Origin of the sequence: Porphyrobacter sp. YT40, from assembly GCF_006542605.1 — a bacterium.
Taxonomy (GTDB): domain Bacteria; phylum Pseudomonadota; class Alphaproteobacteria; order Sphingomonadales; family Sphingomonadaceae; genus Erythrobacter.
Genome location: NZ_CP041222.1, coordinates 1,137,184 through 1,155,656 on the forward strand (window position 1 = coordinate 1,137,184; position 18,473 = coordinate 1,155,656).

Annotated in this window: 14 protein-coding genes; 5 read left to right on the forward strand and 9 right to left on the reverse strand. The window is 65.8% G+C overall.

Features of this window, described 5'->3' with window-relative positions; genetic code table 11:
- Positions 1 to 55: 55 nt before the first annotated feature.
- Together dcd and E2E27_RS05405 are read left to right on the forward strand one after the other, a co-directional pair.
- Positions 56 to 610, forward strand: a complete 555-nt coding sequence (gene dcd / locus E2E27_RS05400) for a dCTP deaminase (protein ID WP_141458001.1) — start codon at positions 56 to 58, stop codon at positions 608 to 610.
- Between the two features lie 273 nt (positions 611 to 883).
- Positions 884 to 2,059, forward strand: a complete 1,176-nt coding sequence (locus E2E27_RS05405) for a saccharopine dehydrogenase family protein (protein ID WP_141458002.1) — start codon at positions 884 to 886, stop codon at positions 2,057 to 2,059.
- A 78-nt stretch (positions 2,060 to 2,137) separates the two neighbouring features.
- Here the strand turns inward: E2E27_RS05405 and E2E27_RS05410 are convergent, their stop codons facing one another.
- From E2E27_RS05410 to E2E27_RS05420, 3 genes are all read right to left on the reverse strand, one after another.
- Positions 2,138 to 4,339, reverse strand: coding sequence for a TonB-dependent receptor (locus E2E27_RS05410; RefSeq protein ID WP_141458003.1), 2,202 nt, complete (start codon positions 4,337 to 4,339; stop codon positions 2,138 to 2,140).
- Between the two features lie 163 nt (positions 4,340 to 4,502).
- Positions 4,503 to 9,788, reverse strand: a complete 5,286-nt coding sequence (locus E2E27_RS05415; RefSeq protein ID WP_141458004.1) for an autotransporter-associated beta strand repeat-containing protein — start codon at positions 9,786 to 9,788, stop codon at positions 4,503 to 4,505.
- Positions 9,789 to 9,957: 169 nt separating this feature from the next.
- Positions 9,958 to 11,286, reverse strand: coding sequence for a tetratricopeptide repeat protein (locus E2E27_RS05420; protein WP_141458005.1), 1,329 nt, complete (start codon positions 11,284 to 11,286; stop codon positions 9,958 to 9,960).
- A 74-nt stretch (positions 11,287 to 11,360) separates the two neighbouring features.
- Between E2E27_RS05420 and E2E27_RS05425 the strand changes: the two genes are divergently transcribed.
- Together E2E27_RS05425 and E2E27_RS05430 are read left to right on the forward strand one after the other, a co-directional pair.
- Positions 11,361 to 11,699, forward strand: a complete 339-nt coding sequence (locus E2E27_RS05425; protein ID WP_141458006.1) for a hypothetical protein — start codon at positions 11,361 to 11,363, stop codon at positions 11,697 to 11,699.
- A gap of 213 nt (positions 11,700 to 11,912) precedes the next feature.
- Complete coding sequence (locus tag E2E27_RS05430; protein ID WP_141458007.1) at positions 11,913 to 13,178, forward strand: tyrosine-type recombinase/integrase; 1,266 nt, start codon at positions 11,913 to 11,915, stop codon at positions 13,176 to 13,178.
- A gap of 67 nt (positions 13,179 to 13,245) precedes the next feature.
- Here E2E27_RS05430 and E2E27_RS05435 read toward each other — a convergent pair whose 3' ends face one another.
- From E2E27_RS05435 to E2E27_RS18640, 6 genes are all read right to left on the reverse strand, one after another.
- Positions 13,246 to 13,794, reverse strand: coding sequence for a GntR family transcriptional regulator (locus tag E2E27_RS05435; RefSeq protein ID WP_181443567.1), 549 nt, complete (start codon positions 13,792 to 13,794; stop codon positions 13,246 to 13,248).
- Positions 13,795 to 13,844: 50 nt separating this feature from the next.
- On the reverse strand, positions 13,845 to 14,714 hold the full coding sequence (locus tag E2E27_RS05440; protein WP_181443676.1) for a phytanoyl-CoA dioxygenase family protein: 870 nt from the start codon (positions 14,712 to 14,714) through the stop codon (positions 13,845 to 13,847).
- On the reverse strand, positions 14,711 to 15,280 hold the full coding sequence (locus E2E27_RS05445; RefSeq protein WP_234036197.1) for an acyl-homoserine-lactone synthase: 570 nt from the start codon (positions 15,278 to 15,280) through the stop codon (positions 14,711 to 14,713). The genes E2E27_RS05440 and E2E27_RS05445 overlap by 4 nt, the downstream gene beginning before the upstream one ends.
- A gap of 207 nt (positions 15,281 to 15,487) precedes the next feature.
- A complete protein-coding gene (locus E2E27_RS05450) occupies positions 15,488 to 16,240 on the reverse strand; it encodes a helix-turn-helix transcriptional regulator (protein ID WP_141458011.1) in 753 nt (250 codons plus the stop codon).
- Between the two features lie 228 nt (positions 16,241 to 16,468).
- A complete protein-coding gene (locus E2E27_RS18635) occupies positions 16,469 to 17,086 on the reverse strand; it encodes a DUF2285 domain-containing protein (protein ID WP_181443568.1) in 618 nt (205 codons plus the stop codon).
- The gene (locus E2E27_RS18640) at positions 17,070 to 17,261 is read right to left on the reverse strand and encodes a transcriptional regulator domain-containing protein (protein WP_181443569.1); all 192 of its coding nucleotides are present in this window, start codon (positions 17,259 to 17,261) and stop codon (positions 17,070 to 17,072) included. The genes E2E27_RS18635 and E2E27_RS18640 overlap by 17 nt, the downstream gene beginning before the upstream one ends.
- A gap of 562 nt (positions 17,262 to 17,823) precedes the next feature.
- Here E2E27_RS18640 and E2E27_RS05460 point away from each other — a divergent pair.
- Positions 17,824 to 18,429, forward strand: a complete 606-nt coding sequence (locus E2E27_RS05460) for an RNA polymerase sigma factor (RefSeq protein ID WP_141458013.1) — start codon at positions 17,824 to 17,826, stop codon at positions 18,427 to 18,429.
- Positions 18,430 to 18,473: the final 44 nt, after the last annotated feature.

The following is an 18,473-nucleotide window of genomic DNA, read 5'->3' on the forward strand; positions in this document are numbered from 1 at the left end:
GGATAGAATCCCCACCGCCCTTGCCCCCGCGAGCGGCATCGGGAATCCCTCTTGCATGGCGATTCTCTCCGACAAATGGATCCGCGCGCAGGCGCTCGAACACGGCATGATCGAGCCCTTTGTCGAAGCCCAGCGGCGCGACGGGGTGATTTCCTATGGGCTCTCCTCCTACGGCTACGACGCCCGCGTCGCGCCCGAGTTCAAGATTTTCACCAATGTCGATAGCGCCGTGGTCGATCCCAAGGACTTCGCGGCGAACTCCTTCGTCGACCGCGAGACCGATGTCTGCGTGATCCCGCCCAATTCCTTCGCGCTCGCCCGCACGGTGGAATACTTTCGCGTGCCGGAGGACGTGCTGGTAATCTGCCTCGGCAAGAGCACCTATGCGCGCTGCGGGATCATCGTGAACGTCACCCCGCTCGAGCCGGGCTGGGAAGGACACGTGACGCTGGAGTTCAGCAACACCACCCCGCTCCCTGCCAAGATATACGCCAACGAAGGCGCGTGCCAGTTCCTGTTCCTGCAGGGCAACGAGCGCTGCGAGACCAGCTACAAGGACCGCGCGGGCAAATATATGGGCCAGCGCGGGGTGACGCTGCCGAGACTCTAGGACTGCGGCTCTGGCCCGCTTTCCTACAGCCTCGGCATCGCGGTAGGTTCCCCGGGCAGACCCCGTGGAGCCGCGCCGATGCTTTTTCTCCCGAAAACTTTTGTCCGTCCGCCCGCAGGTGTGAGCGCAAGCGTCAGCATTTGCACGGCAAATTCGCCTGTTGGGAAGTTGTCGCGCTGTCATCCTTGTCACCTTTCCAACCGCCGCAGCGATGGACTTTGACACCCGCCCCGCGCGATTGCATGGCTGTGGCAGAACCAAGGGAGACCAAACATGAGCACCCGCGAATTCGACATCATCGTCTATGGCGCCACCGGCTACACCGGGCGGCTGGTGGCGGAATATCTCGCCACGCATTACGGCAGCCGCGATGACGGGCCGAAATGGGCGATGGCCGGGCGCAGCCTTGCCAAGCTGGAGGAGGTGCGCGACCTGATCGCCGCCCCTGCCACCACCCCGCTGGTGGTCGCCGATGCAGAGGATGATGCCGTCCTCGAAGCCATGTGCCGCCGCACCCGCGTCGTCATCACCACCGTCGGCCCCTATCAGCTCTATGGCGACAAGCTCGTGGCGGCCTGCGTGAAGACCGGCACCGACTATGCCGACCTTTGCGGCGAGCCGGCATGGATGGCCGAGAAGATCGCCGAGCATCAGGCCGCCGCCGAAGCCAGCGGCGCGCGCATCTGCTTTTCGAGCGGGTTCGATTCCATTCCCTTCGATCTCGGTGTGATGATGACGCAGAAGGCTTGCGTCGAACGCTTCGGCACGCCCGCCCCGCGCATTCGCGGCCGGGTGCGCGCGATGCAGGGCACCTTCTCGGGCGGCACCGCGGCGAGCCTCGGCGCGACGATGAAGGCGGCGGCCAAGAGCCCTTCGCTGATCAACGTGCTGCGCAATCCCTTTGCGCTGACCCCCGGTTTCGAGGGGCCGGATCAGCCCTCGGGCATGATCCCTTCTTACGAGGACGATCTCGGCAAGTGGTCCGCGCCCTTCGTGATGGCGCCGATCAACACCAAGAACGTCCACCGCACCAATTTCCTGCTCGGCCACCCCTATGGCACCGACTTCAAGTATGACGAGATGGTGCTGACCAGCCCCGGCGATGCGGGCAAGGCGGCGGCGCAGGCGGCGCTGGAATTCATGAAGAACCCCTTCGGCTCCAAGCCCCCCAAGCCCGGCGAGGGCCCGAGCAAGGAGGAGCGCGACAACGGCTTCTACGACGTGGTCTTCGTCGCCGACATGGCCGATGGGCAGCGCCTGCAATTCGGCGTCAAGGGCCGCTACGATCCCGGCTACGGCTCGACCAGCCGGATGCTTTCCGAGACGGCGATCGGGCTGCTTTCCTGCGACAAGCCGGGCGGGATCGGCACGCCGGGCAGCTTCCTCGGCGAAGATCTGGTCAAGCGGCTGGAGGAGCACGCCGAACTGACCTTTGCGGTGGAAAGCTGACACGAAAAAGGGGCAGCCGGCGCGACCGACTGCCCCTGATTGCGACCCTCCTGTTGCACGCGCGCGGGAAGCTACGGATCAGAAGCTCATCCGGATGCTCGCGCGGAAATTGCGGCCCACCAGCGGCACGAAGTCCTTGGTGAAGCTGGCATGGCGGCGGCCATTGACATCGAAGATGTTGTCGGCGGCGAGTTGCAGGGTGACGTTCTGATTGTCCGCCAGCGGGCGCCATGCGACCAGCGCATTGACCAGCGTGAAGCTGTCGGTCGGTGTTTCGAAGGTAGTGACGCGGTCCTGTTCGCCGAACCACTGCACCTCGCCGCGCACGTCGAAGGCCCCGGTCTGGGCTTCGAGCGCGCCGAGCAGGCTGAGCGGCGGGATGCGCGGGACCGCGGTGCCATCGGCCAGCTCCGCCTCGACATAGGAAGCGCGCAGATCGGTCAGCAGGCGGAAGCCCTCGGTGTCGACGATGGGGTAGTTCAGCTCGGCTTCGACGCCCCAGAAGTCGGCATCCTGCTGGAGGTACTGGAACACCGGCAGGTCGTCCTCTTCCTCGCCGGTTTCTTCCAGGAAGATGTAGTTGTCGAACCACTGGCGATAGGCGGTGAGGTTGAAAGTGCCCGCGCCGATGGAGCCGCGGGCATAGGCTTCGAGGCCCCAGGCGCGTTCGGTGCTGAGGTCGGCATTGCCGATCTCGAACGCCTGCGTGGCGATATGCGGGCCGTTGGAGAACAGCTCCTCGGCACTTGGCGCACGCTCGGCGCGCGAGCCGTTGAGGCCGATGCGCACGCCGTCGATGCCTTCGTAGACAAGGCCGAGTGCGCCCGAGACGGTGTCGTAGTCACGCGCAATGCCGAGCGTCTGGGCCTCGACATTGGTGAACTCGGCGCGGGCGGCGGCCTCGATCTGGAGCGGGCCGGTGCCCCACTCCTGAAGCGTGAACAGCGCGACCTGCTCGGTCAGGTTGGGCGGCACATAGGCCTCGGCCCCTTGGGCGAAGAAATCGCGGTGGAGGTATTGGACCCCGCTCGACCCGCGCAGCATCCCGCCGGTGTTCTGCACCAGCTCGGCGCGGGCTTCGATGCTGGCAACATCGAACACCGTGCCGACCTCGGCACCTTCGAATTCGGTGTGGGTATAGTCCGAATAGCCGACCCTGAGCTTCAGCCGCTCGAACGCGCCGTCGCCGAGAAAGACGTCGCCCTTGAAGTCGGCGCGGAACTGCTTGAGCCCGATGGTGACGAGCTCTTCGCCCTCGTCCTCGCCGCCCTCTTCGCCTTCGCCTTCCTCGCCGTGGTGGTGGCCTGCGCCGGGGCGGGTGGGGACGCCGTAGGTGGTGTCATACCAGCCCACCGCCGCGCCGAAGGTGCTTTCGCCGAGGATCAGGCCGAGGCCGGTGTTGATCGTCCAGCTTTCCATCGCCGAATTGGGCACGGTGCCGCGCTGGCCGGCGGCCTCGCGCAGTTCGGCGGCTTCTTCGAGTTCGCCCTCATCCTCTTCCTCGGCCGCGTCGGCGAGAAGGTCGGCGCGCAGCGCGTCGGAGACCTGGAAGCCGCCGATTTCGACATCATTGGTTTCGCGCCACGATCCGTCGACATGAAACACCAGATTGCTGCCAATCCCGACATCGAGGCTGGCCGCCCCGGTGCGCAGGTCGGTGGCGCTGTCGACCCCGGCGAAGGCATCGAGGTGGAGGTTGTGGTCGGGCATGCGGGTGGGGATGCGCTTGTCGATCACGTTGACCGCGCCGCCGATCGCCTGGCTGCCGTAGAGCAGCACGGCGGGCCCGCGCAGCACTTCGATGCGCTCGACCGTGATCGGCTCGATCGTGGTGGCATGGTCGACCGAGGTGTTCGACACGTCCGACGTGCCCACGCCATCGACCAGCACGCGCACACGCTCGCCCTGCTGGCCGCGCAGCACCGGGCGGGAGGAGCCGGGGGCGAAGCTGGTGGCCGAAACGCCGGGCAGCTTGGTCAGCAGGTCGCCGATCTGGCCGTTCACGGCATCGCGCTGGATGTCGCGGATTTCGACCACGCTGGTTCCGGCCAGCACGTCGAGTTCCTTGAGGCCATTGGCGCTGACGATGATCTCGCCGGTTCGAGCGCTCTGGCGGTTGTGAACGTCGTCCTCGACCGGAGCGCCAGCGGGCTGGGCGGCATCGGCCTCCGCCGCGTCCGGGGCGGTTTCGGCAAGGGCGGGGGTGGCAGCGCAGGCCAGACCGAGCGCGGTTGCAAGCGCAAGGCGAGAGGAGGCAGGGCCGGAGGTTGTCATGGTCATGGGGCTTCCCGTTGCTTTTCTCGGAGGGGTATTATGAGATAACGTATCACGCGACTAGCGCCGCGCGATACGAATGCAAGCGGAAAAAAGGCGGGCCGCCGACGACAGCCGACGAAGTGCGGCAGACTTGCGGCAGCGGCCCCGTATCGTGTGAGGTTTGGTGCTAGAACGCCAGTTTGATCGCCGCACTCGCAGAGACCGCGCGCTCGTCGCCCGCGATCAGCGCGTCGAGGCTGCCGCCCAGCGACCAGCCGCCGCCCAGATCGACCTCGCCGCTCGCCGAGGCGACGAACCCGTCCTTGCTGCCGCGCGCGGGCAGAATCGTGAAGGACTGCGGCGATCCGGCAAGCGTCATGGCGACCGCGCTGTCGTCCCGCTTGCCGGTCAGATAGCGCAGGTCGACCAGCAACCGGGCGCTGTCGCTGCGGTGCGAGACGAAGCCGCCCAGCGTCGCCCGCGTCCACCCGTCGCGCGCGCCATCGCTGGCGAGGTCGAGCGCCCCGGCACCGGCTTCGGCGAAAGCTGAAAGGCGCGTGCGGCTGTATTCGACACCCGCCGCCGGTCCGAAGGCCCAGCTGTCGCCGCCCATGCCGAAGCGCAGGTCGGCCGACAGCGCGGTGGTGCGGGTTTCGATCGCTGCCGAGGTCGCCCGGTCAATGCTGCCGAACCGGATCGCACGCGCGGCGGTGCCATCGGCCGAGGCATGGCTTGCCGCCACGACCGCCGTCAGCCCCTTGCCCAGATCGCCGTAGCGGGCGAAGCCGCCGATATGCCAGCCGTCGAGCTCGGCGTGGGAGAGGCGCGCGGCGTTGTCGATGTCGTTGCCGATCCAGCCACCACCGATCCCGGCGGCCCAGCTGTCATCCTCGCCATGATAATCGAGGCCGAGGCTCAGCCGCGTCTGATCCTGCGTAAAGCGCGCGCCATTGCCGTCGGCGGAGACCCGGCCGCTGCGCAGGCTGCCTTCGGCCCAGGCGTCCCACCCCTGCTTGCCCGGTGCGGCGCTGCGCCGCCGGTTGGCGGTGCTGGCCAACATGGCGCTGCGCTGGGCTGAGGCGAGCACATCGGCATAGATCTCGCCCGAGGCGAGGTCGAAGGCGGCGCGCGCCTCCTCCGCATCGAGCAGCAGGATCGCGTTGTAGACCGCAAGACTGTCCGAGCCTGTGCTGCGATCCAGTTCCATCAGACCGCTCGCCGCCTGACGCTGGTTGAAGGTCAGCGCCACATCCGGGAACTGCCGCAGCACGCTGAGCGTGAGGAAAGCGCGGCGCGCATCATAGCCCAGTGCGAAGTCGAGGAAGGCGGAATTCTCGACCAGTCCGGCGAAGGTGCCGGTCAGCGAACCCCCGGCCTCGACGATGGTGAAAGTGCTGCCATCGACATAGTCGGTGTCGGGGCTGAGCAGGTTCACCTCCACCGTGCCCCCGGCGAGAACCACATCGCCCCCGGCCACGACCCGGTCGCTGCTGCCGTTCGCGGCGAGATCGACCAGATAGCGCGATCCGGCGGCAAAGCTGAGATCGCCCGCGACGTTGAAGGTGGCCGCCGCAGGGGCCGTGCCTGCGCCGGGGGCAAAACTGCCGCCGATGGCGAGATTGCCGACGGTTCCGGTGCCCGTCAGCGTGGTGCCCGCGGCGGTCGCGAGCCGGCTGCCACCGACATCGCGGCCCAGCGTTCCGGTGAGATTGAGGCCGCCTGCCATCAGGTTGAACAGGCCGACAAAGTCGCTGTGCGTGCCGCCAAGATCGAGCACGCCTGCCCCGTCCTTCTCGATCGTCCCCGCGCCGCTCAGGATGCCGGAAAAGGTGCCGTTGCCGGTCTGGTTGAACAGCAGCGTGCCCGGCGTATCGATGGCGATGGTGCCGCGCAGGCTGGTGGTGTCGCCCTGCAACGTGCCGCCCGCGACCGTGGTGCCGCCACTATAGGTGTTCGCGCCGAGCAGGATCAGGGTGCCCAGATCGGTCTTGGTCAGACTGCCACCGCCCGTCAGCGCGGATTCGATGGTCGCGACGAATGCGCTCCCCTCGGCCGAGCCGTCACCCACGCGGATGATCGCGCCCGGCGCATCGAGCCGGATCGCTCCGCCGGTGACGGTGTAACCGGTCGCGGCGAACTGGACGCCGTTGGCAAGGCTCACCTGCCCGGCGGTGTTGTCGACCGTGACGGTGCCCGTCGCCGCCGAAGGTGTCGCTGCGAAGCGCGTGAGCGTCGCGGCCGCTTCGGGCACTTCGGGTGCGCGGAAGATCAGGAAGTCGGCCGGGTCGAAGACGCCGTTGTGGTTGGCCTCCGGCGTGGTCCAGTTGGTGCTCTCGACGGTCCAGGTGCCGCTTCCACCATTGATCAGGCCATCTGCGGCGGTGTTGCCGCCATCCCAGAAGATGAAGTCGAAATCGGGCGTGGCGGCCTGCGCCAGCAGATTGACCTGCCCCGCGGTCGCCAGATCGAGCGTCAGGCCGGTCAGTTCGAACCCGTCGGGCACGTTGCCGAAGGCCAAGCCGTTATCGGTCAGCGTCCCGCCGTAATTGATCAGCCGGAAAAGCCCGCTGCCGAAGCCGCCGATGTTGCCGATGTTGAGCGTGCCGTCGAGCGTCAGGTCACCGCCGACGATGATGAGATCGCTGCCGATGCCGGGGGCCTGACCGGGCAGGCCCAGCTCGAAATCGAGCACCGATCCCGCGCTCAGCACCAGATCGCCGCCGATGGTGAAGGTGCCCGCCGAATTGCCCGGCGCGAGCGTCGCATTGCCCAGCGTCACATCGCCGCCGAAGGTGCCGGTGCCCGACAGGCGCGCGTTCTCGAAGGTCGCGCGCGCGGCGTTTCCGCCCAGCGTGCCGTCGAGCACGATCTCGCCGCCGCTGACCGTCAGCGTGCCGCCAAAGCCCCCGCTTGCCCCTGTCAGGCGCGTGCGTCCGGCGAGGTGCTCGATCGCGCCCGCCCCGGTGATCGCCGACGCGATCAGGAAATCCGTGCCGGTGTGGTTGATCTCCAGCGTGTTGCCACTCGTCAGGCCGACCGAGCCGACATCGAACGTGCCCGCCGCCCCGGCAGACCCGTCGGCCCGGGTGCCGATCGTCACCCGGTTGCCCGCGACCGAGCCGAGGTTGAGCGCACGGGCGGCAAAGGTGGCGTTGCGCAGGATCAGATCGGTGCCCGAAAACCTGAGGCCGATGCTGATGGTCCCCTCTGCCGTCAGGGTGGAATTGTCGACCACCAGATTGGTCGTCTCGATCTGGAGCCCGGAATTGGGGCCGCCGGTCATGATCCAGCTGCTGCCATTGGTGATCGCCATCGTCCGCAGCACGCCGTTGAAGCCGATCCCGTTGTCGCTCGGCCCGCGAGTGACGAGGCGCGCGCCGTTTTCGATCACCACGGTGCCCCCGCCGGGATTGCCGCCGCCCAGCGAGATATTGCCGCGGATGTCCATCGTGCTGTCCGCGCCCGAAATCAGCAGCTGCGTCGCCGGGCCGAAGGTCGGGTTGAAGCCGTTGAGGATTTCGAACCGCGCGCCGTCACGGATCGACAGTGACGTATCGAAATTGAAATCGCTCCCCCGGTTGGCATCGGCAGCGACCTGCCACAGCGAACCGGCACCGGTCAGGGTTATGTCGGCGGTGTTGATGATGCTGGCCCCGGTGAGCAGGCTGCCGCCGCTCTCCACCCGCACGACCATGTGCGCACCGTTGAAGTCGCTGAGAATCTGGAGCGGCGCGCCGGTCACGGCATCGGCAAGGCCGCGGGTCGAAACCACCGAGCCCGGCCCGCTTACCAGCAGGGTGCTGACCCGGTCGCTCGCCCCGAAGCGCAGCTTGTCGAAGCTGGCATTCCCGCCGGCGGTCACCGTGATATCGCCGCCGAAGGTCATAGCGCCTTGCGCGATCAGGCGCGAATTGGTGCCGGTGACGAGGAAATCGGTCTCGTTGTCCGCCGACCAGCCGCCGCCGCCGGTGCCGTCGATCAACCCGCCGCCCTGCACCGTTACGGTGGTGCGCCGCGCCGTCTCCCCCGACAGCTCGAGCCGCCCGGTCAGCGTCCCGCCATCGACCAGGATGGAGCCGTTGCGCACCGAAAGCCCCGCGCCGTTGCCGCCGGTGAAATTCACCTGCCCGCCGCTGCGTACGATCAGGCTGCGGCTGACCGGCCCGCCGATCGAACCCAGCGCGCTCAACCCATCGGCGCGGACGGTGAACTCGCCGCCGTTCTCGATGATCACGTCGCCCACGGGCTCGCCCACGGTGGCCGCGTTGAAGTTCACCACACCGCTCGTCAGCCAGCGCGATCCGGCGCCCGAGACCAGCACCGAAGTGCCCTGACCCAGCGACCAGTTTCCTGCCGGCGACACATCGTCGACCACCCCGCCGTCCAGCACGCGGAAGCTCACTGCGTTCGTCCCTGCGCCCAGTGTCCGGGAATTGCCCGGATTGATGTCCCAGCGGCTGCCCGCCCCCCGCACGGTGACATCGAAGCTCGCCGGAACGCCGTTGGAGGCGAAGCTGAACCCGTTGCTGGTCAACTGCCCGCCGCTGTCCACCAGCAGAAAGCCGCCGGTCGCATTGCTGCCCTGCGCCATCAGGAACAGGTCCGTGGCATAGCGCGAATCCGCCCCGCTCACCGTCAGCCGCGCGCCGAGCTGGCCGATGGTCTGCTCGATGCTCGCCGCACCGCCGCCGGTCACGCTGATCGCGCCGCGGGTCTGGATCCCGGTCACGCCTTCCAGCGCCGATCCCGCCCCGTCGATATTGATCTGGCCCCCCGCGCCCATCGACCAGCCGACCCCGCCGGGGTAGGTCACCCGCGCGCCATCGAGGATGTTGAGGATGCCCACCGCGCTCGCATCGTTGAGGTTGCCGATCCGCACGCCGCCTGCGCCGCTGTTGATGTCCCAGCGCGATCCCGCACCCGTCACGGTGATCGTCCCGCGGCTGTTTTCCGTCACGCCGATCAACCCGGTCGACGAGGTCAGCACGCCGCCGTTCTCGATCAGGACGGTGCCGATCGCCGAGGGGCCGACGCCCACCTCCAGCGCCAGCCCGCCGGGCCCCGAAATGGTCGATCCGGCCCCCGACAGAATCAGCGTGCCGACGCCGCCCGCCGCGCTCGACACGCGCGAGCCGCCGACGCTCAGCAATCCGCCGTTCGCGTCATCGCCGAGGATCAGCTGACCGCCGTCCGTCACGGTCAGTCGGCCGGTGCCGTCGACACCGATCCGCAGCGTCCCCGCCCGCGCTGTCTGGCCGGTGCCGACCCGCGGCGCGTTGGTTTCGCTATCGATCTGCACGGAAGACCGGCTGCCGGGCGTCTGTCCGTTGTCCCAATTGTCCGCATCGTTGTAATCCTCGCTCTCGCTGCCATCCCAGCGCTGCTGCGCCGCGGCGGGGGTGGCCAGCGCCAGCCCCGCGACGCTGGAGAGAAGCAGGACTGCCAGTCCGGTGGTGGAACGTGCTGCCGACATGGGTGATTCTCCATCGCTTGAAATCGGGCAGGGGCCCTGCTGCAAAGCCCCCGGTTTGCGCGATGGAGTGTGGCGCGAGGGGCGGTCGCATCCAAAGTGGCATGATGTTGCAGGAGATGGCTTCTAGCCGCAGATTGCGGCGCGCAGGCGCGCGACTTCGGCCTGCGGGTCAGTTCCGGGCCATGCTGGGCGGTCGAAGCTTGCCGATCAGGGCGGTTATCTCGCGATCGCCGCGCCAGCGCTGGGAGAGATAGCGGATCGCCCAGGCACTGCCCCAGGTCTCGTTCCGGGCAACCGCCTTGCCGAGCAGGCGCAAGGTCGCTGCGCGATCATCGGCGGCGGCGGCGATCATCGTCGGCCAGGGGAGAAAGCTGCGTTCCCCGGTGGCGATTTCGGTCTCCATTGCGCGCACCAGCACCGGCAGCACCGCAGTCTGCCCTTGCGCCAGAGCCGCCGTCATCGCCTCGGCATGGGCGGCTTCGCGCTCCAGTTTGCGGATGCGGGCGTGGGCGGCGTATTCCTCGACGAATCCCGCGATGTTGCCCTGTTCGAGATAGACGATCGACAGATAGTCGCGCGCCGTCGCCAGTTCGGGATCGCGCTGCCGGAGCGCTTCGAGCCTGCGCTGCGCCTCGTCCACCTCGCCCCTCGCATATTGCGCCCATGCGAGGTCGACGAGGATCGGCACCGAGGCCGGTTCAAGCAGGCGTGCGCGTTCGAGCGCCTTCAGACCTTCGTCGAAATCGCCGTTGTCGATGAGGATGTTGCCGAGCCAGAAATGGGTCTGGGCCGATTGCGGCGCGGCGGCGATGGCGGCGGTGAAGCGGCGCATGGCTTCCTGCCGGTTCCCGCGCCACCAATATTCGATAAAGCCGAGCGCGCGCAGGGCATCGGGATCCTCGGGATTGATCCGCAGCGCGGCATCGGCGGCCTGCTGCGCGCGTCCGAACGCGACCGGATCGCTCATCGAGCCGAATTCGCGGGCGAGGATATAGCTGTCGGCCAGCGCGGCGTGGGCGGGGGCGAAGCCGGGATCGCCGTCGGTCACCTGCGTCAGCTTGGCGATCGCGGCGGTGATCGACGCCTCGCTGCGCCGCGCCCAGTCGCTGCGCGCCTCGAGATAGATGCTGGCAAGCGCTGGATCGTCGGGCAGGCTGGATGGCGCCTCCGGCGTGCGGCCTTGCGAGAAGGCGAAGGCTCCCAGACTGATGACGCCCAGCATCGCGGCCAGCGACAGGGCCAGCCGCAGCGGCCCCTTGCGGGCGGACGGTGCGGGGGAGGGGGCTGCGGCGGGAGGCGTTGCTTCCTGCGGCTCGGCCTCGGTTTCGGGATTTTCGGCGAGCCAGGCGTCGAGCTCTTCGGTCAGCGCGAACACGCTGCCGCGTCCCTTGCCCGGAATGCGATGCACCGGCATCCCGCGGTCCGCTTCCCAGCGAATGACGGTGGACCGCTCGCGCCCGAAATGCGCGCCGATCGCTTTCCAGCCGTCAAGCCGCATCGCGCGGTCCGATCGCGATGGCTTCCTTCACCCGGATTTTGACGAAAGGGCGGGGAGAAAGGGCAGCAGGATGCATGAGCAAGAATGATCGCGCGCGCGAAACTCCGGAGTTTCCGATATCGCTTCATGGAGTGCCGATTTTCGGGAGCCTGCGCAATCTGTTTCCGCTGCGGCGCAGCAAGCGGCCCGGCGAACCCCACGCATCGCCCGCGCCCCGGAGGGCGCCCGAGGCGGCGTTAGTACGCAATCATGTCGGAAAACTGGAGCGGGCGAAGGGATTCGAACCCTCGACCCCAACCTTGGCAATTGGCCCGAGCAACTTTTCCGGATTCACTCGATTCTGCGCTAGGTTGCTCCATAATACTGCATTTCAAGCTTTTTTCTTGACGCTCGAGTCGCCGCCGGTAACCTAAACCTCGCCAGAGTTTGATCCCATTTGCTTATTTTCTGCTTATTTTGGCCAATTTCCAGAATCCTTGTAAGCACCTTGTAAGCAATTTGAAAACAGCTTGTAAGCAGCTTGAAAGCAGTCGCGAATGAGGCGGCAAATGTGCAGAAAAACAGACTTCATGTCGCTTGTAAGCAGGATTGTGGATGGCGCTCCGGCTTGGCGAAGGAATTGAATTATGACGAAAATTACCAAACAGCTCGTCAGCGCATTGAAACCTCATCCCGATCCCAGAGGTCCTGCTACCGTGTTGACATGGGACAGCGAACTTCGAGGCTTCGGCGTCGCAGTTGGAAGGACCGGGGTCAAAAGCTTCGTGGTCCAATACAGGAATGCCGAGGGTCGTTCGCGGCGGAAAGTGATCGGGCGCTTTGGACTCATGACGGCTGAAGAGGCGCGCCGGACGGCCCGGACCATCCTCGGTGACGTCGCCCGCGGCGAGGATCCCGGCAAACCCGAACCGGCTGCGCGTGGCCACACTGTCAGCAGCATCTGCGACTGGTACCTGGAACGTGCCGAGAAGCGCCAGATCATCGGGCGAAGCCGGAGGCCTATCAAAGCCTCGACTCTGGCGATGGACCGGAGCCGGATCGATGCCCATCTGCGACCGCTTCTTGGCGACCGGCCGATTGATACGTTGAAGCTAGGCGACATCGAAGCAGCCCAGGCCCAGATTGCCGCGGGAGCAACTGCCAAGCCGAGAAAAGGCTCAAGGGGGGGCGCGACGAAGGGTGGAGAGGGTGTCGCGGCGCGGGCGATGTCGACGCTCCACTCCATCCTGGAGCATGCAGTGCGTCTTGGCGAGATCGAGAAAAATCCCGCACGCGGGATCCGCAGGCTTGCCAGTACGCCGAGGATGCGGTGGCTCTCGCAGTCCGAACTGCGCAGACTCGGGGCTGCGCTTCGGGAAGCGGAGGCGGACCTCGAGCATCCCACGGGGCTTGCTGTTATCAGGCTGCTGCTACTAACGGGATTCCGCCGGCTCGAAGCACTCAGCCTCGAACGGGCATGGCTGCTGGAGGAAGAGAACGCAGTCCATTTCGCGACGACCAAGACCGGTGCACAACGCCGCATCATCGGGAAGGCTGCCCTCGAACTACTGAAGGCGCAGCCTGACACAGGTTCGAAGTTCTTCTTTCCCGCAGACTGGGGAGACGGTCACTTCATCGGTGTCGTGCGTGTGCTTGAACGCGTCTGCATGAAGGCCGGCCTCGAAAACGTGACCCCGCACGTCCTCAGGCACACCTTCGCCAGCGTCGCTGGCGGCCTGGGCTATTCGGAGCTCACGATTGCCGCTCTTCTGGGCCATGCATCCCGTGGGATTACCCAAAGATATATCCATATCGACGAGCCACTCCGCGCTGCGGCGACCGCAATTGCGGACCAGATCGTCAGCCTGCTCGAAGGCGGTGATGGGGCGCAAAGCGACACCGCCGGGCGATAGGATTTTTTGCAGAAGAACGCGGCCGATTGCTGGTGTGCACGTCCAGTCGGATGTCAGTTGCGTCCTGTCAGTTCGAGCCGACGACCGATGCGACAAGGCGGGGCACCGCTTCTAGGCAATTGGCACGATAGGCCGCGAGCGCGAGGATGCCATCGGCTGGCGACCGACCAAGGCTTTCCTCCAATTGCAGCAAGGTTTCCGACGCCGCCGGGATCATTGCTGGTTCCATCCTGCGCGCGGGGCCGAGCTTTTCGCCGATCTGTTCGACGCAGCGGATGAGGAACCGGTTGCCGCTTGCCGAGGCGATGCTCTCGAAGACGGCCGCAAGCCGGGCAGCGTAGTCGTGGGTTTCCGCCGAAAGCGGGCGCGAAACCGCGCCCGATGTGCCGAACGCGCCGAGCGCATGGACCATCAGAAGATGATTGACGTCCAACATGTCCCGTAACCCCTGATCGGTCAGCCGGGGGACCCGGAACCCGTCTCCTGGGCTGAACTCGACCAAACCTTCGCCGGTCAGCTGATTGAGACTGTCGCGCACCGGCGTCATGCTCACGCCGTATTCTTCGGCAAGCCGCAAAGCCTGCAGTTTCGCGCCCGCGGGGTAGGTGCCGACCATCAGCTCCTGCTTGAGGCGCTTGTAGGTCGGCGCAAGAACGTGGGCCGGACTCATCGCTGCTGACGGCGGGCCTCGGCATACTCCTTCACCGCCACTTCCTGGTCGGGCCGCAGGGCATCGCGGGCCTGAAGATAATCTGTCGTCGTCCCGGAAAGCAGTACGGAGGGACACTGTCCTTCGAAGTTTCCGAGGTTGGGGCGGTGCTGGGCATATCCCGCAAGCTCGGCCAGCTCGGCCGGAAAGGTGCACGCGACATCCGGAGGGTAGGCGAGCCAGAGATTCTCATAGGGTTTGAGCCAGCCAAGACTGTAGCCGATCACAACGGCGCGCCGTGCCTTGCCGGTGCGATTGGGGCCGGCACCATGAATGGTCGAGCCAAGGAAGCAGATGGCATCGCCCGGCCGGCACTCGGCAACGACCGGCGGTCCGAGCTGGTCGAGGTCCGCGATGTCTAGCCTATGCGTGCCCGGATAGATCCGGGTTGCACCGTTTTCGGTGGTGAAGTCGGTCAACGGCCAGATGACATTGAGCAGATACTCGTGCGCTCCCTTTATCCCGGCCCACATGTCGTGGTCGCGATGGGGGAACTGCTCGACCTCGCCTGGATGGATCGCGATCGCCTGGGCGACATTGAGCTGGATGCGCTCGCAGGCACGCCCGAGAATTGTCCGTGCAAGGTCGAGCACCAGCGGCTGGAGCGCGAGTTCGGCGGCCAGATTGGACCTGCGCAAAAGGCTTCCGAAGCGTTGCGTGCGGTAGCCGTAGAAGTCGCCGTGCCCGAAAGGGACGGCTGCAAAAGCCGGTGCGAGATCCCGGTCAAGGCAAGCAAGCGTTTCGGCCGCCAGAGCCTGCGGGATGATACAGTAGCCCGCGCCCTCGAGGATACCCAGCCAGTGCGATCGTTCTGCATCCGGGGTCACAGGGCATGCTCCGTTTGTGCTTCGCTTACCCGGAATGAAACTGGGACATAGATGTCCCGGCTCGCAAGATCGGCAGGGGTGTGCTGATCGATCCCTATCTGCAGGCCGACCAGATCCTCGCCATTCAACTTGCATGGCGCGCCGAGAGCGAAGCAGGTCCATCCGAATCTTGCGATCTGCCTGTACCAGATCCGGCTGGCGACCGCGGTGTAGCCGGACAGATTGCGCTTAAGCGCGTGGTCAGCGAGCGCGCTGACCAGCTGGTTGCGCGCCAGCCTGCGCTCTGCCGTCGGCAGACCCGGATCGACGCAGAAGCGGGTGATCTCGCGCAGATCCGGTGAGCGGGGCACCGGGCCCTCGCACAGGCACGGAAACAGATCGCCAAGAATATGGGGCCGTTCGGTAAGGAGCAGGCGTGCCGAAGCGCGGTGCCTGCCGTGTGTATCTGTCACGAGGATGTAGGTGGCGTTGTGATTGTCGAACTGATCGATCTCGTAGATCCCCTCGACAACCGGCACGTCCCATCCCAGAGCGTCGACGAAGACCTGCTTGCGGGCATGAAACATCTCTCGAAGTACCCGATCTGCGATACGGGCGTTCGGGCGGGTAGGGCTGGATTGCATAGCGGCCTGCCTGTCAGGGGTTGGACAGGGCTATTGTCGGCAACAATCGGCGGGCGAGGTATCCCACGAAATGGGGACCCCCCTGTGTCTTGGCAAATTGCCCCCGATGCTGGCCCCGCACCGGGCCCCTGTGCCTCGCGCTGCTGACTGTCAGTGCGGATCGCGCCACCTCAGCAGGTCCGAGAAGCCGATCAGACCATCGAACAGGGCCGATATGATCAGGGACTGTTTACAATGCACCTGGTACCGCTCGCGTGCGGTCTTGAGATGCTGGATCACGGTTTCGGTCCCGATTCCCAGGATGATTGCGGTCTCGGCGGCGGTCTTGCCTCGCGCGACCCATAAAACGCATTCGCGCTGCCGTTCTGTCAGCGCGGGACGTTGTGCGGCCCGGGCCATGTCATGGAGACGAAGGGCGCATCCGAGCGCCTGCGCGCCGACACTCTCAGCGATGGTCAGACGCCCTCTCGGCAGCTTGCGGTCAGTGGCGACGGCAAAGGTGCAGGTGCCGCGAGCCAGCCCCGGAAGATGACGTGGGACGGTGAACCCGTCCCCTATTCCGCAGTCCTTCCCGACCTGCAACATTTGCCGGTCGCCGCGGGTCAGGGGAATGAGCGACCCGATCGCATCCCATGAGAAGCCGGTGAAGGACTTGTCGCAGGCCCGCCTTACGGGGTCTCGACCGGCCAGTTCGAAGCCGACATAGACCCTCGCCCACTCTTCCGGATAATCGTGAAGGAGGAAGCTGGGAGCGATCGCCCGCGATGCCCGGAATTCGAGACTGAGCGCGAAATGATCGAACCCAAGCTCGCGGGAGAATCTGGCAAGCATCCTGTTGAGCTGGGTCGTCGTGACAACCTGTTTGAAATCGGACGCAAATTCTTCTGCAAATCGAACTTCCATGGGCAAGACCGTCCGACAGGCGGGGCACCGTCCAACGCGCCTTCGCCTGATCGCCTAGAGAAGCCCGCATCGCCGGTTTCAATCCGGCGTTGCAGTGCCTGCCGAAGCAAAAGTAATCCTTTCCTTTCCGGGCGTACGCTGCTGCCGCTCCGCACGCGTCTCGTGAAAAGTTATAACGCTTTCAATTTGTTTGAAAAGACACGTGACGATCATGCGACCGCCCGGACGCTAGCGGGAGATGTCGACTTTCGTCGGCCAACGGGCATTAAGGAGGTCGCGATAGCCGCCGTTGACCAGTTGAAGACCCTCGGCAAGAAGACGCTGGATCTGACGCCGCCGGGAAGATGTCTTCCACTCGATCGCGCGCTCGGCAGGTGCATCTCCGCCGGCAAGGGTTGCTGCCACATGCCTCAGACTCGGCGTTGATACCCGGTCGTTTGCACGCGCATCCAGCACCGCCAGCATCTGGCGGAGCCGGTAGTGCTGGAAGGGCGTCGGGTGCAGGACGCTGGCACGCGCGCGGCCGACGGGGAGGTCCGACCGGAAGTGAAATGCCGTGAGTGCGGCGCTTGTCACCTCAAGGGCCCCTTCGGCGGAAATCACATAGGCCGGCCCGTCCCCTCGCTTTAGCAGCAGCCGATGCCGCCGACCCTTGCTGTCAAGAACGAGATGGCGGCCCGAGGGGCCCCTCCTGTCACAGATGACGCTGCCACGAGCCATGTCTTGGACATGCGGCGGCCAGCGATCGAGAGAACCAACCAACGTGAGGACGAACGCGCAGCAGTCGCATCGCCAGATCGCTGGTGCTGCCTGCGGCGCGGTGGAAGGATCAATGGGGAAATTCAAGGCCCCATGGATGCGCGGTCCGAAGCGCAGCGGACGAGTCCCTGGCGCTATCCCCCATGCCTGCGAGCCGGGCAAACTGGCGTCGATATTCGCTGTTGCGGCGCAGAAACTCCTGCGCGTAGTCAGCAAAATCCTGCGATTGCCGCTGCGGATGGCGGTCGTCGGATCGGGCCATGAGGCACCTCCTGTTCCGACAAGCATATCTAGCCGTCTCACGCGAACCCGATCATCCCATGGCGCCGGAAAGGCCGTCCCTAATTCTGGGTATATGCGGACTGGCTGCGCCGTTTGCCCAGCTGGCGGGCGACGCGCGTAACCGGGCGTTGAAAGCATCCGTTGGGAGATGCACCGGTACCTTTAGCTGACGCCTGGACATGCGAACCGGCGCCCGGTCAGCAGAAGCATAGCACATTGTTGCAAGTCACCCGACAACATCGGCAAAGCCTCGGCCGCGCGGCGCGCCATCGCGAAGACCTGCTTATATCATTCAAATTGGACCTTATTCCGGGTTGCTAGCGACAGGTTTTGAGAGCACAAAGGAACGGTGCGGTCTCCAACACTGGCAAAGTCCGCGCGGAAATTTCCGTCAGACATCACGCACGCCGGTCTCATGAAAGCCCGGCGGCTGTCACATATGAGGCCTGCAACGCGGTCTCCCGGTGATGGCACAAGTCTGGATGGTGCGAGGCAATCGGCCGGCGAGGCCGATGCCGCCACCATGCCTGTTCGCGTGATCCATGACCGAGCGCCGATCTGCCGGAGAAGCACTCCGGGCACCTTCGCATTCTTCAAAGGCAAGCCCGACGCTGTGTCTTTGCTCCGGATACAGGGCCAGGCTGGATAGCCTCTACCGGTCCGAAGCTGAAGCACTGCGGGCATGGCTGGCAAGGCAGGTCGGTCATGTGTCGGCCGATGATCTTGTCCACGAAGTGTTTCTGCGCGCGGCGCGATGCCCGCAGCTCGGCGAACTGCGCAATCCCCGGGGTTTCCTGCGGCGAATCGCCCGGAACCTGATCATCGACCGGGTCCGCAGGCTGCCCCGCGCGAACGCCATCGTGCCGCTGTTGGAAACCATCGATACGGCCGCCGCTCCCCAGCAGGAGGCGGGCCTGCACGCGCGCGAAACGCTGGCCGCCTATGAAGATTCATTGGCGCTCCTTCCCGCGCGGACGGCGCGCATCTTCGCGATGAGCAGGGTCGAGCGGAAGACCTACCGCCAGATCAGCGAGGAGCTGACAGTCACGCCCGCGACCGTGGAGTATCACATGATGCGGGCCCTGCGCTGCGTCAGATTGCGTCTTGCCGAAGCCCGCGGAGAGAGGCTCGGAACGAAGCAAATTTAATTTCAATTGAAACTAAGGTGCAGGGCCGATCCTGCGTCATCTCT